At 55.5% G+C, this 22,712-nt stretch carries 20 protein-coding genes; 6 read left to right on the top strand and 14 right to left on the bottom strand.

Annotated features, from left to right (window positions below; genetic code table 11):
- Both QZ517_RS13685 and hslV read right to left on the bottom strand, forming a co-directional pair.
- A partial coding sequence (locus QZ517_RS13685; protein WP_294227824.1) for an aldo/keto reductase occupies positions 1-442 on the bottom strand: 442 nt, incomplete at its 3' end.
- Positions 439-996: an ATP-dependent protease subunit HslV gene (hslV, locus tag QZ517_RS13680; protein ID WP_294227822.1), complete on the bottom strand. Its 558-nt coding sequence runs from the start codon at positions 994-996 to the stop codon at positions 439-441. The genes QZ517_RS13685 and hslV, both read right to left, overlap by 4 nt.
- Positions 997-1,096: 100 nt before the next feature.
- Here hslV and QZ517_RS13675 point away from each other — a divergent pair, with 100 nt between their 5' ends.
- On the top strand, positions 1,097-2,005 hold the full coding sequence (locus tag QZ517_RS13675) for a hypothetical protein (protein ID WP_294227820.1): 909 nt from the start codon (positions 1,097-1,099) through the stop codon (positions 2,003-2,005).
- Positions 2,006-2,066: 61 nt separating this feature from the next.
- Here the strand turns inward: QZ517_RS13675 and trxA are convergent, their stop codons facing one another.
- The 8 genes from trxA to regB form a co-directional block, all read right to left on the bottom strand.
- Positions 2,067-2,387 carry a thioredoxin gene (gene trxA, locus QZ517_RS13670; RefSeq protein WP_283424485.1) on the bottom strand — a complete coding sequence of 107 codons (321 nt, stop codon included), beginning with the start codon at positions 2,385-2,387 and terminating at the stop codon, positions 2,067-2,069.
- A 49-nt stretch (positions 2,388-2,436) separates the two neighbouring features.
- Positions 2,437-5,832, bottom strand: a complete 3,396-nt coding sequence (gene addA / locus QZ517_RS13665) for a double-strand break repair helicase AddA (protein ID WP_294227815.1) — start codon at positions 5,830-5,832, stop codon at positions 2,437-2,439.
- Positions 5,829-8,753, bottom strand: coding sequence for a double-strand break repair protein AddB (addB, locus tag QZ517_RS13660; RefSeq protein ID WP_294227812.1), 2,925 nt, complete (start codon positions 8,751-8,753; stop codon positions 5,829-5,831). Before addB ends, addA begins: the two co-directional genes overlap by 4 nt.
- Positions 8,746-9,438 carry a nucleotidyltransferase family protein gene (locus QZ517_RS13655; RefSeq protein ID WP_294227809.1) on the bottom strand — a complete coding sequence of 231 codons (693 nt, stop codon included), beginning with the start codon at positions 9,436-9,438 and terminating at the stop codon, positions 8,746-8,748. Before QZ517_RS13655 ends, addB begins: the two co-directional genes overlap by 8 nt.
- Positions 9,414-10,436, bottom strand: coding sequence for a phosphotransferase (locus tag QZ517_RS13650; protein ID WP_294227807.1), 1,023 nt, complete (start codon positions 10,434-10,436; stop codon positions 9,414-9,416). The genes QZ517_RS13655 and QZ517_RS13650 overlap by 25 nt, the downstream gene beginning before the upstream one ends.
- Positions 10,433-10,906 carry a tRNA (adenosine(37)-N6)-threonylcarbamoyltransferase complex ATPase subunit type 1 TsaE gene (gene tsaE, locus QZ517_RS13645; RefSeq protein ID WP_294227805.1) on the bottom strand — a complete coding sequence of 158 codons (474 nt, stop codon included), beginning with the start codon at positions 10,904-10,906 and terminating at the stop codon, positions 10,433-10,435. Before tsaE ends, QZ517_RS13650 begins: the two co-directional genes overlap by 4 nt.
- 48 nt (positions 10,907-10,954) lie before the next feature.
- Entirely contained in the window at positions 10,955-12,457 is a 1,503-nt protein-coding gene (locus QZ517_RS13640; RefSeq protein ID WP_294227803.1) for a PAS-domain containing protein, read from the bottom strand.
- Between the two features lie 103 nt (positions 12,458-12,560).
- Positions 12,561-13,946: a sensor histidine kinase RegB gene (regB, locus tag QZ517_RS13635; RefSeq protein WP_294227801.1), complete on the bottom strand. Its 1,386-nt coding sequence runs from the start codon at positions 13,944-13,946 to the stop codon at positions 12,561-12,563.
- A gap of 174 nt (positions 13,947-14,120) precedes the next feature.
- Here regB and QZ517_RS13630 point away from each other — a divergent pair, with 174 nt between their 5' ends.
- Positions 14,121-14,693 carry an SCO family protein gene (locus QZ517_RS13630; protein WP_294227827.1) on the top strand — a complete coding sequence of 191 codons (573 nt, stop codon included), beginning with the start codon at positions 14,121-14,123 and terminating at the stop codon, positions 14,691-14,693.
- Between the two features lie 74 nt (positions 14,694-14,767).
- Positions 14,768-15,322 (top strand): ActR/PrrA/RegA family redox response regulator transcription factor, encoded by a 555-nt coding sequence (locus QZ517_RS13625; protein WP_164643671.1) that lies wholly within the window; start codon positions 14,768-14,770, stop codon positions 15,320-15,322.
- A 182-nt stretch (positions 15,323-15,504) separates the two neighbouring features.
- Here the strand turns inward: QZ517_RS13625 and QZ517_RS13620 are convergent, their stop codons facing one another.
- Together QZ517_RS13620 and QZ517_RS13615 are read right to left on the bottom strand one after the other, a co-directional pair.
- Positions 15,505-17,583, bottom strand: coding sequence for a methyl-accepting chemotaxis protein (locus QZ517_RS13620; protein ID WP_294227796.1), 2,079 nt, complete (start codon positions 17,581-17,583; stop codon positions 15,505-15,507).
- Positions 17,584-17,981: 398 nt separating this feature from the next.
- Entirely contained in the window at positions 17,982-19,028 is a 1,047-nt protein-coding gene (locus QZ517_RS13615) for a Glu/Leu/Phe/Val dehydrogenase dimerization domain-containing protein (RefSeq protein WP_294227795.1), read from the bottom strand.
- A 157-nt stretch (positions 19,029-19,185) separates the two neighbouring features.
- Here QZ517_RS13615 and QZ517_RS13610 point away from each other — a divergent pair, with 157 nt between their 5' ends.
- Positions 19,186-19,641, top strand: coding sequence for an Lrp/AsnC family transcriptional regulator (locus QZ517_RS13610; RefSeq protein WP_294227793.1), 456 nt, complete (start codon positions 19,186-19,188; stop codon positions 19,639-19,641).
- Positions 19,642-19,645: 4 nt separating this feature from the next.
- On the opposite strand, the gene QZ517_RS13605 is transcribed toward QZ517_RS13610, so the two are convergent.
- Positions 19,646-20,137 (bottom strand): GNAT family N-acetyltransferase, encoded by a 492-nt coding sequence (locus tag QZ517_RS13605; RefSeq protein ID WP_294227791.1) that lies wholly within the window; start codon positions 20,135-20,137, stop codon positions 19,646-19,648.
- Positions 20,138-20,167: 30 nt separating this feature from the next.
- Positions 20,168-20,731, bottom strand: a complete 564-nt coding sequence (locus tag QZ517_RS13600) for an HD family hydrolase (RefSeq protein WP_294227826.1) — start codon at positions 20,729-20,731, stop codon at positions 20,168-20,170.
- A 569-nt stretch (positions 20,732-21,300) separates the two neighbouring features.
- On the opposite strand from QZ517_RS13600, the gene QZ517_RS13595 reads away from it, so the two are divergent.
- Positions 21,301-21,618, top strand: a complete 318-nt coding sequence (locus QZ517_RS13595; RefSeq protein ID WP_294227788.1) for a hypothetical protein — start codon at positions 21,301-21,303, stop codon at positions 21,616-21,618.
- Positions 21,619-21,718: 100 nt separating this feature from the next.
- The coding region (locus tag QZ517_RS13590; RefSeq protein ID WP_294227786.1) for an adenosylhomocysteinase at positions 21,719-22,712 on the top strand (994 nt) is incomplete at its 3' end.

The raw sequence follows: 22,712 nt of genomic DNA, 5'->3' as shown, positions 1-22,712 counted from the left end.
CTTGCAGGGTTGCCAAGGTTTCTTCCATCGGCGTGCTAAAATCGGTCTTGTGCAGTACCAGAAGGTCGATCCAGTCGGTGTCGAGCCGTTTCAGGCAGCCATCTACGGATGACAGGATGTGCCCACGAGACAGGCCTGCATCTGTGACGCGATCACTTTGGCGGAAACCAAGCTTGGTGCAAATCACTGCGTCGTTGCGCTTGCCCTTGAGTGTTTTGCCGAGGATATCTTCGGCTTCGCCACTGGAATAGCCATCTGCCGCGTCAAAGAAGTTGATGCCACCGTCCAGTGCGACATCAACCATGCGTTGGGCGTCATCAAGGCCAACTTTGGCAACGCCTGGGATCCAATCGGACCCATGCGTGAAGGTCATGGTACCTAGCGCCAATCGAGAGACAACCAGGCCGGAGTTGCCCATGCGGGTGTAGGTCATATCGCTCATTGTTTGATGGTCTCTACGGTCAGGTTGCCGTTGGTGTAGACGCAAATGTCACTGGCGATGCCCATGGCTTTGCGTGCCACTTCTTCAGCAGACAAGTCGGTGTCCATCAACGCGCGACCTGCAGCCAACGCATAATTACCGCCGGAGCCAATGGCGGTGACGTCATGTTCAGGTTCCAGCACGTCCCCTGCCCCAGTGATGACAAAGATGTCGGTGCCATCCGACACAATCAGCATGGCTTCAAGCTTTTGCAGGTATTTGTCTGTGCGCCAGTCTTTGGCGAGCTCCACAGAGGCGCGGGCCAATTGGCCTGGGGTGGCTTCAAGCTTGGCTTCGAGACGCTCCAACAGCGTGAAGGCGTCAGCAGTGGAACCGGCGAACCCCGCCACAATGTCATAACCGCCGGGGCTCAAGCGGCGCACTTTGCGTGCGGTGCCTTTGATCACGGTTTGGCCCAGGGAGACCTGACCATCTCCAGCAATTACAACTTCGCTGCCTTTTTTCACACCAATGATGGTGGTGCCGTGCCAACCGGGGAATTGATCCTCAGACATCCAAAAGCTCCTTCTATCCTTCGCTCTATATGAGCCTGCGGCAAGAAAGGCACAAGGGTATGGCTTGCCGGCGTGATTGCAAGGGCTTAGCGTCCGCTCTATGAGCAGTGAAACACAGGCCCGTTTTTACATTCCTTGGCCACATAGACAGCGTGCGGAAGCTGGTGATCATAATTTTATCAACAAGGTGGCCGATGTCGCCCGCTCCGCGGGTATGCAGGTCAGTTATGTTGATCCAAAGGAGGCCGATCCGCGCCTTGGCGGGTATTCGGTGTTCTATATGCGTGACCCGTTTGTGCGCAATTCGGTGACTTTGAGGAAGGCGTATTACTACCCGTTTTGGCACATCGAGCACACCAATGAGCGGTGGCACTGGGAAGTTGCGGAAACGGCTTTTGATCCATCAAAGATTGATGAAGCGGAAGCGCGAAAATTCTTTCAGGCTTGGCGACGTCGGCTCTATGAGCCTTTGCTGAAGTCCGTTGAGAAAGGTGACTTTGTGTATGTGCCGCTTCAGGGAAAACTGCTTGAAAAACGGTATTTTCAGCACTGTAGCCCGGTTGAGATGGTGGAACATGTTCTGGCGCAAGAGCCTGATCGGGAGGTTGTTGTCACGCTTCATCCCGGAGAGAGTTATTCAGATGAGGAGCGGCTGGTTTTGGACAACATGGTTGCCAAACATGCGCGCTTGTCTTTGCGTGTCGGCGGTATGGAAGAGCTTCTGCCGAAGTGCGCCTATGTGGTGGCGATGAATTCCAGCGTGGCTTTTGCGGGGTATTTCTTAAAGAAACCAAGTGTGCTGTTTGCAGGCATCGATTTCCATCACATTGCGGCCAATGTTGGTGTGTTGGGTGTTCACGGAGCCTTTAAGGCCGTGCGTGGTATGAAACCGCCCTACCCTCAATACCTGTGGTGGTTCCTTCAGCAGATGTCGATCAATGCGGGGCGGCCGGATGCTGAAGACAAAATCAGGGCGCGATTGGCTGGGCTTGGATGGCCTGTGGCTTGATCGTGAGCACCAAAAAAGGCGCCCCAATGGAGCGCCTTTAAAAATCCGTATTCTGACGGGATCAGAGCGCGTCTTCGATCCAGCTTTGCAGGGCAGCTTTAGGCGCGGCACCTGCGCGGTTGGAGATGACTTGACCGTCTTTGAAAATGAACAGCGCAGGAATGCCACGCACACCCAGAGCCGCAGCTGCGCCCGGGTTGCTGTCCACATCAACTTTGGCAATTTTAATCTTGCCGTCCATTTCGGCTGAGAGCTCTTCGAGCGCTGGGCCGATTTGTTTACAAGGGCCACACCATTCGGCCCAGAAATCCACGACGACTGGCACGTCGGCGTTTTTTACTTCTTCGTCAAAGGTGGCATCGGTGACAGCGACGGTTGCCATTTGGAGGTCTCCTGAAAGAGGGTGCTGGTAAGTGTTGGTTCGAGGGAACCTAGGTTTGCGAAGCGGGGTCGTCAAGATATGGTGTGGCTGCAAGTGATTTTGTCACAAGATCGTGTGGCAGTTCCATCAGCTCAGCCGTAGCCGTCCAAAGGATGGCGGTTTTGATGGGTGTATCAAAAATCTGTTCCAAAGCATGGGTGTAAGCGCCCATTTGCCGCAAAATACCGTCTGGCGTGGTGTTTGCTGAGGTTGGAACCGTGGCATTTGTTTTGAAATCGATGGCCCAGATGCAATCGTCTTGAATGACCAAACGGTCGATAATGCCATGAAGGCGGTTCGAGCCCAAATCAGCAGTGACAGGAACTTCGGCAAGCGCTGCGGGATCAAATATCCACGTAAGTTCCGGTTTGGTTAGTGCGTGTGTCGCTTCGGCCAGAAGATCTGAAAATTGACCACCGGGCATATCGATAAGATCGTCCTGCAATAGGGATGTGGCAATGTCTTGCCATTTGGATTGTGGATAGATTGGCAGGTGTTCGAGAAGCAGGTGAAGCCAAGTACCGCGTTGCATGGCGGCATCTTGATCCAATCCGTGCTCACCCCCAAGAGCTTTGGCACCGCCCAAATCCGACGGGCTGAGCGTGGCGGATTGAAGGATCGGTGCAGAAACGGGGGTTTTGAGAAACTCTGGTACGTCAGTGTTATTGGAGACCGTGGATGTCTCAGAAGCCGTGACTGTTCCAGCCCAATCACCATGATCCAGCCGTAGTCCTTTGCCACCTTCAAACTGGCATGGCGCTGCATCTGACGCAGTCATGGCGGTGCGGATGGTGTCATACCAAGTCTTGCCGTCTTTGCCCAAATCACCGGCCGCGGCAACGATCAGCCATTTCTCAGCCCGGGTCATGGCCACATAAAGCAGGCGCAGCCGTTCGGCGGCTTGTGCCTCAGCCATGGCTTCGCGGGCAGAGGTCAATGGTGCGGGGGCGCTATCTGACGGCATATTCCAAAGTGCAGCGCCACCAACAGGTACAATAGGCGCGTCGGTTTTGATTAGGCGCTTGCCTGTGTCCGGCATAATCACAATCGGCGCCTCGAGACCTTTGGAGCCATGTACCGTCATCACGCGGATGCGGTTGGTGGCGCTGTCCATCTGGCGTTTTATCTCGAGATCATCGGTCTGCATCCATTGCAGGAAGCCGGTGAGAGATGGAACGGAAGACTTTTCAAAAGCCAAGGCTTGGGTGAGCAGTGCGTTGATGCCGTCCTCCGCCTCCGCGCCGAGACGCGCGAGGAAAGCACGGCGGCCTTTGTGTCGAGTTAGGACGCGCTCGATCAAGTCATAGGGGCGCAGAAAATCAGTGTTTGCGCGCAGATCATTTAGGACTGCCATGGTGTGGGGGAACTCTTCGCCACGGTCGCGTAGCGCAGCCCAAAGGTAGGTTTTTGGTGCCCGGTGGTGGGCCAAATCGAACAGCGCCTGTTCGGACCAGCCAAACAACGGGGACCGTAGGATCGTTGCCAAGGACAGATCATCCTCTGGCGTGGCGAGAAAGGACAGCAGCGCGCCAAGGTCACGCACGGCCATTTCACCGCCCACCTTCAGGCGATCTGCACCGGCAATTGGCAAGCCGTGTAATTTGCAGGCGCGGATGATTTCATGAAACAGGTCTGAGCGGCGTTGCACAAGTATGAGGAAATCACCGGGCTCAACTTTGCGCTGCAAATAGGCACCATCCGGATCGCGTTTGTCAGCAATGGTGTCTTGCGTGATCATTCGTTTGATTTGCGCAGCGATCCGGTCCGCCAGAATAACTGTGTGGTGGGTGTCCCCAAGCCGGTCGACAGGATCAAACCAATCGTCTTTTTCTGCTTTGGCAACCGGTTCCACAACAGGCCAGAGGTCCACGCGACCGGGCATGTCGTCATTAAATGCGATGTGACGATTGCCCGTTGGGAAACCGGCGGCGGCGTGGTTTTCAAAGCATTTGTCGACAAGGTTGAGCACGGCAGGTGAAGAGCGGAAAGAATACTCCAGGCTAAGGTCCTGAAGCTGGCGCTCTGTGGGCTGCAATCGCGCGGCAAACTCGTCGCGCATGCGGTCAAACTCAGCTGGATCTGCGCCTTGGAAGCTGTAGATCGACTGTTTTTTGTCGCCCACAACAAAAATGGTTCGGGTGTCATCATCCCGCGCGCCGGACCCGGAGGTAAACTCTTGTGCCAGTCGTTCGATCACCTGCCATTGAACCGGACTGGTGTCTTGAGCCTCGTCCACCAGAATATGGTCGATGCCGCCATCAAGGCGATAGAGCACCCATTCTGCCACTGACGGTTCGTTGAGCAAGTTGCGTGCACGTAAGATCAGGTCGTCAAAATCGAGCCAGCCGCGATGTTGTTTGGCCGAGTCGTAGCGGGTGAGGAAGTTTGCGGCAAAGGCATGTAAGGCGGCACTGCGGTCTTTTGCTTGCAGCGCCAAGCGGCGGGCGCGTGTGTCTTCAACGCGCAGCATGAGCGGTTTGATGCGCTCCATCAAATCCGCATGGTTGGTGCGCAGTGCTTTGGTCGGGAAAGTGTCTAACTTGGCGCAAAAGGGCTCTTTTGCGCCTTTGCCGGTGAGGAACACGGATTCCAGAACTGGCAATGCAGTGCTGTCCATCGAAGAGATGCTTTTTAATTTGGTCGCCGCCCCAGCGTCAGTTTTTCCGCCGGTCAGTAGAACACCAATCAACTGTTGAATGAGGTCCCATTCGCCGCCGAGAAACACATCTGCTTGCACAGCGGAATGATCATATCCCTCCGGCAAGCCAAGCAGCGAACATAGTTCACTTTCGGACATTGGATGGCGCAGCTTGTCGGCATTGCGGCAGATGTCCGCGGTCAGATCTTCCAGCGAAGCCCCGGTGAAATGTACCGCCAAATCGTGGATCAACGGTGCGTCCGTCCCTTCTGCCATCTGTTCGACAATTTCTTCACGCAAAAGGACAGCGGCGCGGTCCTCCATCTCACTGAACAGCGGCGAAACACCGGCTTCGAGCGGGAAGCGGCGCAGCATGGAGGCGCAAAACGAGTGGATGGTTTGGATTTTTAGCCCGCCAGGGGTTTCAATTGCGCGCGCAAACAATGTGCGCGCGTTCTTGAGGTCTTCAGAGGCGGATTTTCCAACAACGCCGAGGTCTTTCAGTTCGGTTTGCAGTGAGTCGTCAGATTTCATGGCCCAGCTGCCCAAGCGCTGGAACAGGCGGTTCTGCATCTCGCTGGCAGCGGCCTTGGTGTAGGTCAGGCACAAAATGTGTTGTGGCAGCACGCCTTCAAGCAAGAGGCGCGCAACGCGATCGGTTAACACGCGGGTTTTGCCGGATCCGGCATTTGCGGACAGCCAAGTGCTGGCATCCGGGCGGGCAGCAGTGATCTGGCGTCGGGTGGCATCGTTCATCGGTTGGGTCATGACAGGGTCTCCGGCGCGGGTTCGTCCGTGGCGTCCCACTCGCCAAACCGGGCCAATTGATCAAAATCACCCTCGTCGCGTTCTGTGCGCATTGCTCGGCGGGAGGTGAAACCTTTACCGTCAGCGACATAGTGCTGGATCAATGTGGTGAACTCTTCCCACACCTTCGTGGGAGGCGTTTCCAAGAGAGGCGCGGGTTGATCTTTGGGTGATGTGCCAAGCCCAATGTAGATCGCATCGGCCACGTCGGACGGGTCGATGTCCTTGAAACCGCCCTGTTCCGCCATCGCGGCTTCCAGCAACAGCTGTTTGTCAAAGTAGGTTTGTTCGTCTTTGGACGGCGGCAAGCCGGTTTTATAATCATACAGGATCAGTGCACCGGCTTCTGTTTGGTCAATCCGGTCGGCTTTGGCGGTTAGTCGGAAGCCAAGCTCAGGAATAAGGCCCTCAGCAGAGGTTTCAAACGCCATCGGCGTGGCGTGTGCGCGGCGGATTTCTTCGCCATGAACGATGTGATCAGCCACGCGATCTAGACGCGCTTGCCACAACGCGCGTGCAGTGGCCCAAGGCACATTTTGTGCAAGAACAGTCTCTGATATGGTAAGGAGTTGCTCTCGCGTGACTGGTTTGTCCTCCGCCACGGACGTTTTGATCAATTGCTCCAAAACGTCGTGCACTACAATGCCGCGTAAGAGAGCGTCCGGTGTGCGCATCAAAGGATTGAGAGGACGTAGCCGCAACACATGTTTGGCATAGATCGCATACGGATCTCGGATTAGGCGTTTGATTTCTGTCACCGACAATTGGCGCGGGCGCGCCTCTGGCGGTGGCGTTGGTGAGGGGCGCGCGGCGGCAGGCACCAACGGAACGGTTTCCATGGCACGCACGTAAGACAGCCAAGCGTCTCCGCGCGCCTTCATTTCCCTCAATGCTTCGGGGCCATGTTGTCCCGGCAAGCCGCTGAGCAGATTGGTCAGGCGGTTGACCCAGCGTGACGGCACGGTTTCCGCCTCGTCGGAGCGAACCGAGCGGGTGATCCAAACCTCTGGCGCGCCAATGGCTTGTTGAAAGTCATGCGCGGAGAGACCGATGCGGCGTTCGGGTAACAATAGGCCTGCTTCATGCCTGAGTTTGCGGTTGAGCCATGGATCCGGGCTGGGCGACTCCGGCCAGCTTCCTTCATTGAGACCACCGAGGATCACCAGATCTGCACCTTGGACGCGGGCCTCAAGTGTTCCCCAAATCAGAAGGTTCGGATGGCCTGCGTCGCGGTCACGGACTTCTGCACGAGAAAGGAGAGCGGCAAACAGATCAGCATAGTCGGAGGGTGTAATGGTGCCTACCACCTCGGCGTGATCTCTGACTTCTGCGACAAGTCGTGCAGCGGATCGCCCTGCGGCTTGATCCCACAGTCCACCGCTGCCGTCTCCCGGTCCCTGTGCAATCCGTTCGGCAAGCGCAATGTGGGTCTCCAAGAGGGCGGACATATCATTGCTTGTTTGGCTTGCGGCGCAGAAGCTGTCGATGAGCCATGTCATCCACTCCGTCATATCACTGTCGCGCGCAGCGGCCCATGCGCGCATGTCCTCAGCGATTGGGTATGTGACACCCTGTCTCCGAATCCAAAGCTCCAAATCACGCGTGTATCTGAGATGATCACCCCGGTTTTCGCCGCTGTGGGCGAGCGGGTGTTTCAGAAGGGTTAGTAGCGCCTCGGAGGTCAGTTTTTGGTGAAACAGAGCCACAATATGGCGCAAGAATCGGCCTGGAGGTGAAAGCTGAAGGGGCTGACCGGCGCTGTCATCTGGCACAATGTCCCATCGATCCAAAGCGGCGGTGACTTGTCGTGTCAGCATCCGGTCCGGCGTGATCAGAGCGCAAGTCAGGCCCTCGTCCGCCGCTTTCCGAAATCGCGCCGCGATGGCGAGCGCTTCTTCGCGCTGTGTTGTGGCTTCAACAAGTGTGATGTCTTGCGTTGCCTGTGATAGATCACCAAGTGTTGAACCTTCGCTCAACCATTGATCGGTCACCGGCGCAGGGCGGAGTGCGAGGGAGACAACCTTGTTACGTGCGGGCGACGGTGCGATGCACTTGTGCCAAGGAGTCACATCTTGCGGCGTTATACCGAGGTCTTGGATCAAGGCACGGAAGCGATATTGCGGATGATCTTCGCTTTGAAGCCCGTCCGAAAGATGGTCCCAAGTTGCTGGCGGCATGTCAAAATCGAAGCCGGGCAAAACCACGGCACCCTGTGGGAGTTGGGCCACGGCCTGCATCAGCAGCTGCATTGTGCCGCGTGATCCGGTGGATCCAGCCAAAATGATCGGGTTTTGCGGTGGGGTTTGATCCCACGAAGACACAATTGCCTCGATGGAACGACGTTGTCGGGCCTCCTGCCCAGGTGCGCTGTCCATGTCCTCGATGAAGTGGCGGGCAATTCCAAAAAAGGACTGCGCGCGTGCCCAGTGACCGGATTGGTCACTGACATCCAGCGCTTCGATTGTGTCAACTGGTACCCCTTCGCCCGCCATTTCATCAAACAACGCTGCAAGGCTGTCAGCGAGGTCATAGACAGATGCGCGGGCGGCGAGATCAGGCTGTTGTTCCAGCAGTCGGGTGACAAGCTGGATCAGCTCAAAACGTTGTCGGACTGGCGGCGCGGCGGCTGGAAGGTGCGCGGATGCGGCGTTTGCAAACTCCCCCAGGAGTTGGATGCGTGGCAGCAGTGTGGCTGGCCCTGCGTCAAACAGGGCGTGTACCCGGCGGGCCATGCGGGCGGTGTTTACAATCACGGTGGCTTTGGCAATGGCGTCGGGGCGTTGATCTGAGAAGCGCGCACGAAGCCCATCCACAAGGTACTTAGGAAAGTCAGCGCCGGGCGGGAGGGCAAAAACACGTGGCGAAGTGCTGGGTTCAAACATCGTTTGTCTCCACAAGGTCTTCTGCGAGCCTCAGCCCTTCCGGGGAGCCAACATCACACCATTTTCCGGGATAGGTCAGGCCATAGAGGCGACCAGAAGCGAGCATGTTGTCCCAGAGTACATTGAGGGAAAACGATGTCTCGGCGATATCCGCCAACCCGTCGGTTTTTAGGATCTGAACACCGGAATACACCACACCTGGACCCCGTTTGATTTGACCAGCCTCGTTCAAGATGAAATCCCCAGCGCCTTTGTGACCAATGGCGTTTTCTTTTGGCAGGCACAAAAGTAGCGCGTCCATGTGGTCTGGCTGCCAGGCCTCAAGCAGCATTTCAAATGGGTTTGGGCCTTGCCAAACCGCGTCCGTGTTGCTGGTAAAGACCGGACCGTTGCCAAGCAAAGGCAATGCGTTGCGTAAGCCACCCCCAGTCTCCAAGACGTCAGGGAGTTCTATCGAAACCTGGACGCCGGTGCCCTCTAGATGTTTGGCCACTTTCTGATGATGGTAATGCGCGTTCACGATGGTGCGTTCGGCCGCAATACTGGTGGTCAATTCGAGCGTGCGGTCCAATAGGGATTTACCACCCACCTGCAGGAGTGGTTTTGGAATGTCACGTGTGAGCTCACCCATGCGCGTGCCAAATCCGGCGGCGAAGAGCATTACGGCGTTGGGAGTGTCGCGCATTTGGCTTTCAGTTTCTTGAGAAGATCAGGAGTTGGAGCGGGCAGGGTGTTTGTCAAAATCTTAGCTGGCTCTTGCAGGGCAGGGTGCTTCAGGTTTCGCATCGCCAGATTATACACACGCGGGATTAGGTCCACGTAGTTTGGCTTTCCATAGTGCATACATAAGCGGGCAAAAACACCGATGATCCGCAAGTTTCTTTGCGCACCCAGCAGGGCGTAGGCGACATCAAAATTCTCCGGATCAAGGCTTGATGACTGAACAAAATGAGCTTTGGTGCGGTCTTCGATCTCAATTGGCACATCGCGGCGGGCGTCTTGCAAAAGAGACACCAAGTCATAGGCCCGGTGACCGAGAAGGGCGTCCTGGAAATCCAGTAAGCCCACACAGGCTTCATTTTGTCGGCTGGGGAGCCAAAGGAGGTTCTCTGCGTGGTAATCGCGCAGAACCATGACGTCAGAGGTGTCAAAATAGGTTTCAAAAATTGGCAATATAGTTTGATGAAACGCCGTCCAAGCCTGTTCCCATGGAAGATCTGCGCCGGAGATATACCAGGAGAAAACCGGTTCGATCATTTCAGCAAGTGTCGGCGCGTCCATGCATTGGAGACCGTTGGGTGGCCTGTGCTGATGCAGCACAGTCAGCACGTCTGCGGCTGCCAGGTAGAGTGGGCCTTCTTTGGCGGTGCCCGCTGGGATGACGCGCGCAAAAAGATCGTCACCCAGGTCTTCAATCAGCAACAAGCCTTTTGCGTGATCCGACAAAAATATCTCCGGTGCGGAAAGTCCTTTGTTCGTCAAAAACGTCGCTATCTTGGTGAATTGCTCTGTCGAGTTTCCGCCTTCTGTCGGTGCGTCCATAAGCACTGCAGTTTCACCCGATCCCAACTTGAGACGTTTATAGCGACGCGCGGATGCGTCGCCAGCCAGATTGCAAACTTCAGCCGTGGACCATTTTGTTTTGGCCAGGAAGGATCTGATCGCGTTGTCGCGGGAGCTCATTTTGCGATCCCCTTAAGTTTCTTTGACCAGCTAGAGGACGCCCAAGACAGTGTCAGTCTGCGCTGTTCGGCAAGCTCTGACACTTCGAATTGTAGGTGCAGCGCATTCTCCGGTGCCAATTCCGCCAACCGATCGGGCCACTCAACAAGACAAATGGCCTCCTCAAAGGCATCTGTCAGTCCCAGCTCCACAACTTCGTCCGGGGCGGACAGGCGGTACAGGTCGGCGTGCCAGATCTCTGACTCGGGACCATCATACACTTGAACAAGCGTGAAGGTTGGCGATGGCACATCCTCTTGCACGGGCAACAAAGCTTGGATCAAGCTGCGGGCAAAATGGGTTTTACCAGCACCGATTGGCCCCTCAAGGAGCAAAACATCACCAATTGTGAGTGTGGCGCCAATCTGAACGGCCAAAGCCTGGGTTTCAGGGGGGGAGTTTAAAGTGATAGTGCGTGAGAATGCCGTCATGGGGCCACAGTAAAAACGCGCTCCAAGACCTGCAAGCGTGTTTCGGGATCAATGGCTCGCAGACAACGGTAATCTTACCGGATTGATTTCTTTGAATGTCAGCAAGGTGACCCCACCCGCCACAGGCGCCACTTCTATACTCAGCACTTCACCAGTTGTTTTGGTGACCGGGGCGGACCATGCGCTGCGATCAGATGTAGAGAGAATTCGATTTTTGAGATCTGCCCATATTGGAGATGGCAAGCAGTCTGTTTTCCAGTGTTGGAGAGCGTCTCGGAATGTATATTCGGCAAACGAGCTGTCCGGGTCACTTTTCCACAAGTCGCGGTAGCTCTGATTGCACAACCGGAGCTGCCCAGTGGAGGAAAACAACACCAGGGCGTCATCTACCGTGTCCAGAACGCTGTGTACTTGTTCCAGTTCGCTTCGGAACCTTCGGGTCACGGTGATTTCTGCTGTGATGTCTTCAAATAGGAACACCAGAGCGCCATCTGCATGAGGGCGACCGGACACTTTGTAGGTCACGCCCGTGGGTAGGGTCCATGTCTCGCAAAACGCACCGCTTAGGGCCTTTTGCAAAATCTGTGACACCTGTGTGCGCCATTCCATGTGACCGCCTTGTGCAGGGACTACGTGGTGTTCTCGCAGTTGGTCAAAAAAAGCAAACAGGTCACATCTGTTAGATAAAAAATCCGCGGACACACCTGTAAGCTCTGTCAAAGCGGGGTTGAACAACACCAATTTTTGGGTTTGGTCAAAAATCGCAAGACCCGCAGAGAGCTCTGCAAAAGTTTTGGAGAAAGTTTGCACAAAATTGCGTCGGGCGTCCTGGGCGGATACTTCGGCATCCGCCTCGGTGGCATAATACATGACATCTGGACCGGCATGCACCGCGGTGACGTTAAACCAGTGTGTGCGACTGTTGTCGGAATTGGACAATTGAAATCGTTGGGCGGGCTCACCCGGTTCAACGGATCTGGTGTCGAAAAGATTCTGTGCATCTGCAGAATACCCGAGTGACGCGCCAAGCGCCTTGAATGCGGAATTGCGCCAGACAACAACACCGTTGGCATTGGCTTTCCAAATTGGATTGGGTGCCTGAAACATGGCCTGTAAAATCGCAGTTCTGCGAGCCAAGTCGGGCGCATCATCTTGCTCTAAGGTGACGCGGGCCACATCGTTCCATTGATCCAGTGTAACAATAGAGCCGTCGTTTGGATCCTTTGACGTCAAAACAGTGATGTCTCTGTTGTGCGACGCACCTTGGGCAAATGGAAAATCGGGAAAGCTCGCGGACAGCTTTTTGCGAAGGGCTTCCCAGTCAAACCGGTCGGTTGGCGTTTCCGAGCATATCCGGAGCGCAGCTGGGTTTGCATCCACCAAGCTGCCTGCACGGAATAAAAACCGCGCAACTTGAGGCGAAGGCTCGGAACGCTCCGTGAGAGGACGTGAGCCCTGTGCCTCGAATTCCTGAAAGTTTCGGATTGCGGCCATTGTTGCGAGGCTCGCAAGTGCAAGAAGCGCAAAAAACAAAATGCTTAACAAAAACATAGTAGACCTCAAAGCTATTTGGAAACAACGAGGAGTACGTAATTAGCTCATGTGAATAGATTACTGAAAATTGCAGATTTTACAAGTTTACGCGTGCTTTGGCTTAAGATTGATGTAACGGATTGTCGCCTTCTCCAACGGCTGAGAGGTTCATTGCGGCATCGACTTTTGCTCTTGGCCAAATCACTTCTACAACGGCCCCACGACGCTCTGAGTTTTCGTCATTGTCATGCAACTTGCCGGATCCATTGGCAAAACTGATTTCTGCACCAGATCTTTCAAGAAGCGTCTTGGCGATAAAGAGGCCGAGTCCCATTCCCTCATACCCAGGCCGCCTTTTGACTTCTTTTTCCGATTTGCGATAGCGCACAAATGGATCTCCAATGCGTCCGATTAGGTGTGAGGGGTACCCCGGTCCGTCGTCCATGATGCGCACAGAAACCGACTCACTTGTGCATTCGGTTTCAACCCAAACGGATGTTTTGGCAAAATCGACTGCGTTTTGAATCAGATTGCGCAATCCGTGAATAATCTCTGGGCGCCGCAGGATTTCCGGGCCGTCTAACAGGTCAAAATGATCAAAGATAATTTCTTTTCCTCGGGTCATATGCGGCTCAGCGGCCTCTTCGATAACGGTGGAAAGCGGGGCTTTGCGCAGGTGCAAGTCATCTTTCCCTGCCCGGCCCATGGAGCGCAGAATATCGCGACAACGGTCTGCTTGTTGGCGGATGAGGGCGGCGTCTTCATACAACTCTGTTTGACCCTCCAGTTCTTCCATAAGCTCTGCGCTGGTGAGCTTGATTGTGGCCAAGGGGGTGCCCAGTTCATGGGCCGCCGCGGCGACAACGCCTCCGAGATCGGTGAGCTTTTGTTCGCGTGACAACGCCATTTGGGTCGCCGCGAGTGCTTCGCCCATCGAGGACATTTCTGACACAACACGGCGTGAATAGAGGGAAGAAAAGAACAGGGCGATGACGATGGCGGCCCAGTTCCCAAATAGGAAAACATCTGGCACCCGCAGGATAAAGAAGTTGTCCGTTCGAAGCGGTATGTGGAATTCGAGCAGGACTGTAACCAAAGCGACAGTGAGGCAAGCCAGTAACACGGCGGATCGTACTGAAAGCACGGAGGCCGCGATGGAGACCGGGGCGACAACCAGGAAAGAAAACGGGTTGTGCAATCCGCCGGTAAGGAACAGCAGGAAGCAGAGTTGCAATACGTCAAAGAGCAACATGGCCATGTTCTCTTTTTCAGTGAGCAGCTTGTTCTCAGGAAAGACAAAAGTGGCGATCAAATTACCAATGATTGCGACACCAACAGCCATGTAACAAAGGCCATAATATAGTTCCAAGTGAAAGCCGAACTGGGCCACCAAAAGTGCAATAATCTGTCCGCAAATCGCGATCCAGCGCAGCATGATAAAGGTGCGCAAGCGAATCCAGTTGCTGCGACGATTTGCATTGAGCAGTTCGCCTGACAAATCCGTCATTTCCGAGCCTTTCCGCTTGTGTCTTTGAGCAACCTTGATAGGTCTCAACGTCATATCCCGCAACTAAACGTGATGAGGTTTGACATGGGTCGTGCGTTCTGGAGAACTTACTGGGGTACAATCGGTTTTTTTGCGGCGTTAGCGACGTTTGTAGCGATCTTTGCGCTTGCCGGCATGTGGTACGTGAGCCGTGGCAAGGATGACGGCGATCAGTTTGCGCAATGTCGTCAAGGTCAGGTTGCCGGTGGCACCAGCGCGATTGGTGGGCCGTTTGAGCTGGTGAATGGCGCCGGGGAAACCGTGACGGACAAGGACGTTTTGACCAAGCCGTCGTTGGTCTATTTTGGCTATACATTCTGCCCGGATGTCTGTCCGTTGGATAACACCCGTAACGCAGAAGCTGTTGATATCCTTGAAGCAGATGGCAAGATCGTGACACCGGTGTTTATCACCATTGATCCGGAGCGGGACACGCCAGAAGTGATGGGCGACTACGCAGGGTATCTGCATGAACGCATGATTGGTCTAAGCGGTTCCCCTGAGCAAGTGAAAGCAGCCAGCCAAGCTTACCGCACCTATTACAAAAAACAGCCTGCGGAAGATGGGGATGAAGAGTTTTACCTCGTGGATCACTCCACCTTTACCTATCTGACTCTGCCCGAGCACGGGTTTGTCGAATACTTCCGCCGTGACGTGACGCCAGAAAAGATGGCTGAAACGGTGTCCTGCTTCGTAGACAATATGTAGTAGCGACGGGTCAGTTTGACCCAATAGGCAAGGGGCGATAATACTTGTCCAAACACGCAGTGGGGAACAGGTACATGACGGAAAACGCGCTGTCGGAGATCGGGCCGGACAAATCACTTCTGTTGGTAGATGACGACGAGCCATTTCTGCGCCGTCTCGCTAAAGCCATGGAAAAACGCGGTTTTGAGGTGGAAACGGCTGGATCCGTTGCGGCGGGGCAAGCGATTGCTACGGCCCGTCCACCAGCATATGCCGTGGTGGATTTGCGGCTTGGAGATGGCAATGGCTTGGATGTAGTCGAGGTCATTCGCGAGAAGCGGGCTGACAGTCGGGTGGTTGTCCTGACGGGCTACGGAGCGATTGCCACTGCGGTGGCCGCGGTGAAGATCGGGGCGACGGATTATCTCAGCAAACCAGCGGATGCGACGGATGTGATGAACGCACTTCTGAGTGGGCCGGATGAGCTGCCGCCACCACCAGAAAACCCGATGAGTGCGGACCGGGTGCGTTGGGAGCATATTCAGCGGGTGTATGAACTTTGTGATCGGAACGTGAGTGAAACCGCGCGTCGGTTGAACATGCACCGTCGGACGTTGCAGCGGATTTTGGCAAAGCGGTCGCCGCGTTAGGATTTGGCCAGAAAGCCCCTAAAACAACGTCGGTATGGCGTCGGTATTACGGCTGCATCGCGACGGTGCGGTAAAGGTTAACCACCTTGGGTTCCTGATCAGGACGCAACAGAAACCAATATGTCAAAGACGCGGCTTCCATCGGGAGGCCGCGTCTTTTGCTTTTTGAATGATCTGCCCGGTCAGGATGCCTGGCGAAACTCTTCTGCGTTGGCATCAGAGGCCGTGGCGTCAACCCGGAATTGGCTCATCAGTTCCGCCAGCTTATTGGCGTCTGCGTGCAGAAGGTGACCGGCTGCCGTGGATTCCTCGACCATGGCGGCGTTCTTTTGGGTCACTTCGTCAAGCTGATGCACATTGCCATTGATTTCGTGCAGGCCGGTGGCCTGTTCAACTGTGCCGTTGGCGATGCCGCTGATCAGCTTGGAGATTTCATTAACCCGGTCCACAATGTTGGTAATTGACGTGCCGGTGTCCCCCACAAGGGACACGCCGTCTTGAACTTGGCGGGTGCTTTCACTGATGAGAGATTTGATTTCTGTGGCGGCTTCTGCGGATTTCTGAGCAAGAGCGCGGACCTCAGATGCGACAACAGCAAAACCACGACCATGGTCCCCGGCACGGGCGGCTTCCACACCTGCGTTCAGGGCCAGAAGGTTGGTTTGGAAGGCGATGTCATCAATCACCCCAATGATCTGTGCAATCTGGGTTGAGGACTCTTCAATTGTGGTCATTGCAGTGACCGCCTTTTGGACAACTTCGCCGCTTGACTGCGCCTGTTCTCGAGCCTCTGACATGGCGTTTTCGACACTGCGGGCGCTGTTTGCAGATGCTTGAACCGAGGTGGTGAGTTCCTCAAGTGCGGCGGCGGTCTCTTCCAGTGTTGCCGCCTGACTTTCGGTGCGGCGGGACAGATGATCCGCCGATTGGCTGATCTCGGCGGCGCCAACATTGATGCTGTCAGCGGTGGCCGTGACATGTTGAATGGTGGTTTGGAGGTGCTCCAGCGACACATTGAAGCTGGTGCGCAGGCTTTCGTATTCTTCGGCAAAGAGCTGTTCGATTGTGCAGTCGAGTTCTCCGCGTGCCAAATGAGCAAGGCCATCCTCGAGGCTGCTGACAAATGTGCCCCGATCAGCGATGCGGGTCTCTTCGATTTGTCGCAATTGATCCTCTGCCTGTGCTAAGGCAAGCCGGGTTTTTTCCATGCTGCGGCTGAGGCCACCCACTTCGGCGCGGCTTTTCAGATTGGCAGGCACAAAGTCGAACTCCTTGTGTGCGAGTTTGTCCAGATCTCCCTGAAGGGCCGAAAATTGAGCGGTAAAGGTTGAGATAAGACGCCAGCCAATGCCTGCACTGCACAACAGGCAGGCGGCAGAAACGGCCAGAGTCAATATGAGCGAATTGCGGGCATTTCGGGCCTCAGCAACAGCAATCTCTATCATCTTATCGGAAACGGTGTTCTCAACACCACGCAAAGAGGACACCCACCGAGTAGACCGTTCAAACCAATCCTTAGACGTGTAGTTCGGCGCCAGTTGGCCTGGGCCTGTGGTCAGAATCTCTTCCCGAATGCCCGGTAGACCCGTTGGTGCAAGGCCGGCGCGGATATCGAGATTGGTAAAGTGGCTTTCCAGGGAGAGATTGGCGATGTCCAGAAGTTGGCGTTCAACAGCGCCGGTACGGGTGAACCAGCGGAAGGCGGCCAGATCAAAGGTCTGACGCCCAAAGGCACCCGACCCGGCGGCACGTTGTTGGCCGGCGGCTTCTTTAGCGTAAGACAGGTTTACAAGACCGGAGCTGATTTGGCTGAGCTCTGCGTTGTTTTGATGCAGAAGCAAGTCACTCACGTCCGAGAGCACTTTGGCAATCATGCCGGAATAGCCTGCGCCCATTTCGCCGGGTTGGATTTTGCGGTCGGTGACATTGGCGCGCAGCGTTTCAAGTGGAGCCAGGTGTTTCAGAATATGAACAGCGCTTGCTGGTACCTTTTGAGCTGCTGTGTCGGCGAGGGTGCGGGTGGCCCTCAGCTCAGACATTGTGCCTTGATCTGCTGCGGTGATGTGGACCGCTGACAGACCACGCTCGACCTGAAGATGGTGCACAACTTCGAGCAGTGCCACGGAGTCTTCGGTGATGACCTGTGTGGCTTGTGCGTTGGTCAAGCGGGTCCAGTCATTGCGCGCCTTGAGGCTGCCGATGGCAGCCAAAGCAATTAGAGGAATGATGATCAGTGCCAGAATTTGCGATTTGAGCGTCATGGCGATGCCTTTTTGGATTTCTTGCTTTTGTGTCGTTGGTTTGCAGGTGGCATGGCCGGTCTGAATGGGCGGTTAACGCGAATTGGAAATGCGCTTCTGGAATTGCACAGCAGCTGAAACAGGAATTGAAAACCGCTTATGATTTCCAAAATCGAACTGGAAAAACCGTTCAAATATCGGAGGTTGCGGGCGAACTTCCTTGGTCGCGACCGGCATCGTCATAAGGAGAATAACGGGTTGGTACAAAGTGTCGCAGAATACAAAACCACAAAAAACCGAGGCGGTATTAAAGGTGTATATCACATGCAATAAAAAAAGCCCGGCACAAATGGCCGGGCAAATTGGAGTATATGGGCAGATTTGCCGCTATGCGACGCTCCGCTTCTTGTTTTGGGGTGTCACGCTGCTTTGTCGGCCAGCATTTCGTCCACAATCGCAACTGCGACGTCAGACGGGCTACAATCCATGGTTTTGGCGCGGGTGAATATGCGGTCCAGCGTGGTTTCGACAGCGGAGAGCTTCTCATCGACATAAGTGGTGCGGTTGCCGGTGGCGAGGACCTCTGTGGCGACGTTGATGATGCCACCGGCGTTGGCGACAAAATCGGGCGCGTAGAGGATGCCGCGGGCGTGCAAGCGGGCGCCGTCCTCAGAAGTGGCCAACTGGTTGTTGGCGCCGCCACAGACCGCAGCGACGTTCAATTTGGGGATGCTGTCTGCGTTCAGAACTGCGCCAATTGCGCAAGGGGCAAGGATATCTGCCTCAACGGTCAGGATGTCGTTTGGACCGGCTGTTTGAGCGTCATATTTGGTCGCCAGAGTTGCCACGCGCTTGGCGTTGATGTCCGCGAGGATCAGTTTAGCGCCAGCTGTGTGAAGGAACTCACAAAGGTAAGTTCCAACATGGCCGAGACCTTGCACGGCAACAGTGCGGCCGGTCAGATCTGCGCTGCCAAATTGATGTTTGGCGGTGACTTTGATCGAATTGAAGATGCCGCGGGCGGTGATTGGGGAGGGGTCGCCAGAGGCGTGGGGGCCGTCCGGCAGACCGGCCACAAATTTGGTTTCCGTGGCCAGCAGCGCCATGTCAGCCGGGCTCATGCCCATGTCTTCCGCGGTCCAGTAATCGCCTTCGAGCGTGTTGATGGCGCGGGCGAACGTCAGCAGGTGCGCCGAAGTTTTTTGCGCGGCGTCACCCATGATCACGGCTTTGCCGCCACCCAATGGCAGGCCTGCGGCGGCGTTTTTGTAGGTCATGCCCTCAGACAGGCGCAGCGCGTCGGTCAAGGCGGCGTCTTCGCTGGTGTAAGGACGCATGCGTAGGCCGCCTGCAGCTGGCCCCAATTTGGTCGAATGCACCGCAATAAAACCGGTGAGACCAATACTGGCATCATGCACACGCAATACGGTTTCGTGGGTTGGGGTGGCCAAACGGGTTATTTGCATTGGGCGGTTCCTTTGTTCTTGATTTGCTGCGTCCCAGGCGCCGAGTGGCGGCAAATTGACACAGGATCAACAGAGGTTTTCTCCAAATGCACCTATGCGGATGGGTAAATTTTAGAGATACTGGCCTGAATATGGTTAATTTTTGGAGATTTTCCCTATGGATGCCATTGATCGTAGAATCGTGCGGGCATTGCAGCTCGACGGGCGCATGAAGATTGGTGACTTGGCGGAGCAGGTTGGGCTGTCCGCCACGCCTTGTGCACGGCGGCTGGAGCGATTGCAGGCGGATGGGGTGATCACCGGTTATGGCGCGCGCGTTGACCCGCGCAAGATCGGGTTGCCGGTGACGATTTTTGTCTCGGTGGAGCTGGAGGCGCAGGGCGCGGATGTGATCAATAATTTTGAGCGCGCGGTGAGTGCGTTTGAGGAGGTTATGGAGTGCTACCTCATGACCGGTTCACGGGATTTCCTGCTCCGGATTGTGGCGGCGGATCTGGATGCGTTTGACGCGTTTCTGGAGCACCGCCTGATGAAGGTGAAAGGCGTGCGCAACATGCGTAGCAATTTTGCGTTGCGCGCGTTGGTACGGCGGGACGTGCTGCCAGCGATGTGACGGCTTAGAGGTCGTAGCGTTTGCAGATCTTTTGTACAAAAGTGCCGTCGTCCAGCGGGACGTCTCTTAGGGTCCTGTAGTCTTCGAAGCCGCGGCTTTGATAATAGGCAAGCCCACCTGAGTTGTCGGCGCGGATTTCGGCGTCCATCCATGTATAGCCCAAGGCGTCGGCGGCTTTCACGCTGGCGTCAAACAATTTGGTGCCAATCCCGAGCCCGGTGCGCCCGGCTTTGACAAACGTGCCAATGGCGCAAGCCTCTGGCGGCAAGTCGCCCCATGGCCCAATCCATTGGAAGCCCAACAATGTGCCGTCTTCAGTCAGGGCGACGTGCCAGTTAGATTTGTCTGGGTCCGCCATAAGCCAACCCTCCAAATCCTCCCGAGACATAGGATTGGTCATCGCGGTGGAACCGCCAATGGCGATGATCTCGTTGAGCAATTCTGCGGTTTGGCGCAGGTCTACGGCGGCGCCTTTTTGGATGGTTATTGCGGACATGGCACACTCAATATCAGGGACTAAATAGGCTCAAAACGCCGCCAAAAGGGCTTCGTGGCGATTGGTGTAGTCTTTGCGCACGTCAACAGGTGGGCGCAAACGGATCGACAGACCTTCGATGACCTTGGGATCGGGCACGCCAAACAATTTGTTGGCCTCCGCCACGGAGAACCCAGCGATTTGGGTGGCTTCCATCCAGGCGGAAATTTTGTCTGCTTTCTTGATTTGCGCCTTCAGCCGTTTGGGGGTTTCAGCGGGCAGACCAAAACGGATGTGGATTGCAGCCATCAGCCGGTCATCCAATTCGCCGTAGTCCGGACCCACTGCGGCTTTTACTGGGGAGATCATGTCGCCAATCACATACTCCGGGGCGTCATGCAGCAAAGCCGTTAGGCGGGTTTTGGGCGTGGCGGATTTGTACATGCGGCCGTAGAGCTCTTCGACCAGAAGAGAGTGCTCTGCGACGGAATAGGCAAAATCCCCGTGAGTCTGGCCGTTCCAGCGCGCCACAAAAGCCAGCCCGTGGGCAATGTCTTCGATTTCAATGTCCACGGGGGTGGGGTCTAGCAGGTCCAGTCTGCGACCGGACAACATGCGCTGCCATGCTCGTGCCAAAGGGGTGCCTCCTGGTTGTGTTAAACCGGTGTACGCTAGCGACGCGGCGATGCGCAACAGTCAGTCTGATCGGAGATGTGCAGGCGTCAACCTGCGGCCACGCCAGATGTGATCAGCGCATTTGTGATCACGATAAACGTGCCCATCAGCAAGATGGCAGGGATGAAGAAAGCAGACCGAAACATGGGCTGTTTTTGCGGTGGAGTTGGTGTGCAAATTATTAATATGCAGGGATTTCTTAACCTTTTGGTTAGCAAGCCGTTAACGGGATTTTCTGGCTATACCGCTGAGAGCAGTGCCGATGCGGAAGGATAGATTGTCTACCTGGTCACAAAAATGCCACATTTGGAACGCACCCTATATTGTGTCGGGATCACGTGCTGCCACAAAACAACGTGATCAGGCGTGTTTTGTAAAAGCGCGACGCGATACCGACATTACTAGCGAGGGGGGCACGTTTTCAAATCGGCTTCCTCCCGCGTGTCCCCCTCTCCAACCTCAACGACATTGATCCAATTGGGTCAATCTGCGCGAGAAAGGAGAGCGCTATGTTTAAGAGAGTAGTAGGAGCAGCCTTGCTGTTTGGCATGGCCGCAGCAGCGCCACCGGCCAATGCCGCCGGATGTGCGATGCGGGACATCGTTGTGGAACGTTTGCAGAGCAAATACGCCGAAGCGATGGTCGCAGGTGGGCTACAAGGCTCCAACGACAACAAGTTGACCATGCTCGAGGTTTGGTCATCTGAGAAAACCGGGACATTTACGGTGATCATGACCAATGCGCAGGGATTGTCTTGCATTTTGGCCGCCGGAACGGACTGGTTCCAGCAAGAGGCAGTGCTGCTGCCTGACGGAATTGAAGGCTAAAGCACGTCAACAGCGTTTCGAAACACATCTGATAACGTTGTAGAAAGCCCTTCTGAGTGTTATCTGGTCGCCAAAGCAAACCCGTAAGGAGCTGGGCGCAATGGCGACCGATTACACAGTAAAAGATATTTCCCTGGCCGATTTTGGCCGTAAGGAACTCGATATTGCCGAAACCGAGATGCCGGGCCTGATGGCGCTGCGCGAGGAATTTGGCGACAGCAAACCACTCACGGGTGCACGTATTGTTGGCTCGTTGCACATGACCATTCAGACCGCGTGTTTAATTGAAACACTGGTGGCGCTGGGCGCAGATGTGCGCTGGGCCAGCTGCAACATCTTCTCCACACAGGACCACGCGGCGGCGGCGATTGCGGCAGCAGGCGTTCCGGTGTTTGCGATCAAAGGTCAGTCGTTGGAAGAGCACTGGGATTACTTGGACAAGTCGTTCATGTTCCCGGAAGGCGCAAACCTGATCCTAGATGATGGCGGCGACGCTACTCTGTATGTGCTGTTGGGTGCCAAAGCGGAAGCGGGCGAAGACCTCGGCGTGCCGACGTCGGAAGAAGAAGAAGCCATTCACGCGCAGATCAAAAAGCGCATGGCGGCAAGCCCTGGCTGGTTCACCAAAACACGCGCCGACATCATGGGTGTGTCTGAAGAAACCACCACGGGCGTACACCGCCTGTATGATCTGCATAAAAAAGGCGAGCTGCCTTTCCCTGCGATCAACGTGAACGACTCTGTCACCAAGTCGAAGTTTGACAACAAATACGGCTGTAAAGAGAGCCTGGTTGACGGCATCCGCCGTGCCACTGACACAATGATGGCGGGTAAAGTGGCCGTGGTTTGTGGCTATGGCGATGTGGGCAAAGGCTCCGCTGCCTCTCTGTCAGGTGCGGGTGCGCGTGTGAAAGTGACCGAAGCGGATCCGATCTGTGCCTTGCAGGCGGCGATGGACGGCTATGAGGTTGTGCTGTTGGAAGAGTCGCTGGACGCGGATCTGTTCATCACCACCACCGGCAACAAAGACGTGATCCGTATCGAGCACATGCGCGAGATGAAGGACATGGCGATTGTTGGCAACATCGGCCACT

The organism is uncultured Shimia sp. (assembly GCF_913054185.1).
Lineage (GTDB): Bacteria > Pseudomonadota > Alphaproteobacteria > Rhodobacterales > Rhodobacteraceae > Shimia.
Note: the sequence above shows the minus strand (reverse complement) of the source record. Positions and strands in the feature narration are given on the sequence as shown.

Excerpts from the sequence above, each read along its gene's own strand:
- hslV (WP_294227822.1), bottom strand. The coding sequence starts at position 996 with ATGTCTGAGGATCAATTCCCCGGTTGGCACGGCACCACCATCATTGGT.
- QZ517_RS13675 (WP_294227820.1), top strand. The coding sequence starts at position 1,097 with ATGAGCAGTGAAACACAGGCCCGTTTTTACATTCCTTGGCCACATAGA.
- trxA (WP_283424485.1), bottom strand. The coding sequence starts at position 2,387 with ATGGCAACCGTCGCTGTCACCGATGCCACCTTTGACGAAGAAGTAAAA.
- addA (WP_294227815.1), bottom strand. The coding sequence starts at position 5,832 with ATGACCCAACCGATGAACGATGCCACCCGACGCCAGATCACTGCTGCC.
- addB (WP_294227812.1), bottom strand. The coding sequence starts at position 8,753 with ATGTTTGAACCCAGCACTTCGCCACGTGTTTTTGCCCTCCCGCCCGGC.
- QZ517_RS13655 (WP_294227809.1), bottom strand. The coding sequence starts at position 9,438 with ATGCGCGACACTCCCAACGCCGTAATGCTCTTCGCCGCCGGATTTGGC.
- QZ517_RS13650 (WP_294227807.1), bottom strand. The coding sequence starts at position 10,436 with ATGAGCTCCCGCGACAACGCGATCAGATCCTTCCTGGCCAAAACAAAA.
- tsaE (WP_294227805.1), bottom strand. The coding sequence starts at position 10,906 with ATGACGGCATTCTCACGCACTATCACTTTAAACTCCCCCCCTGAAACC.
- QZ517_RS13640 (WP_294227803.1), bottom strand. The coding sequence starts at position 12,457 with ATGTTTTTGTTAAGCATTTTGTTTTTTGCGCTTCTTGCACTTGCGAGC.
- regB (WP_294227801.1), bottom strand. The coding sequence starts at position 13,946 with ATGACGGATTTGTCAGGCGAACTGCTCAATGCAAATCGTCGCAGCAAC.
- QZ517_RS13630 (WP_294227827.1), top strand. The coding sequence starts at position 14,121 with ATGTGGTACGTGAGCCGTGGCAAGGATGACGGCGATCAGTTTGCGCAA.
- QZ517_RS13625 (WP_164643671.1), top strand. The coding sequence starts at position 14,768 with ATGACGGAAAACGCGCTGTCGGAGATCGGGCCGGACAAATCACTTCTG.
- QZ517_RS13620 (WP_294227796.1), bottom strand. The coding sequence starts at position 17,583 with ATGACGCTCAAATCGCAAATTCTGGCACTGATCATCATTCCTCTAATT.
- QZ517_RS13615 (WP_294227795.1), bottom strand. The coding sequence starts at position 19,028 with ATGCAAATAACCCGTTTGGCCACCCCAACCCACGAAACCGTATTGCGT.
- QZ517_RS13610 (WP_294227793.1), top strand. The coding sequence starts at position 19,186 with ATGGATGCCATTGATCGTAGAATCGTGCGGGCATTGCAGCTCGACGGG.
- QZ517_RS13605 (WP_294227791.1), bottom strand. The coding sequence starts at position 20,137 with ATGTCCGCAATAACCATCCAAAAAGGCGCCGCCGTAGACCTGCGCCAA.
- QZ517_RS13600 (WP_294227826.1), bottom strand. The coding sequence starts at position 20,731 with ATGTTGTCCGGTCGCAGACTGGACCTGCTAGACCCCACCCCCGTGGAC.
- QZ517_RS13595 (WP_294227788.1), top strand. The coding sequence starts at position 21,301 with ATGTTTAAGAGAGTAGTAGGAGCAGCCTTGCTGTTTGGCATGGCCGCA.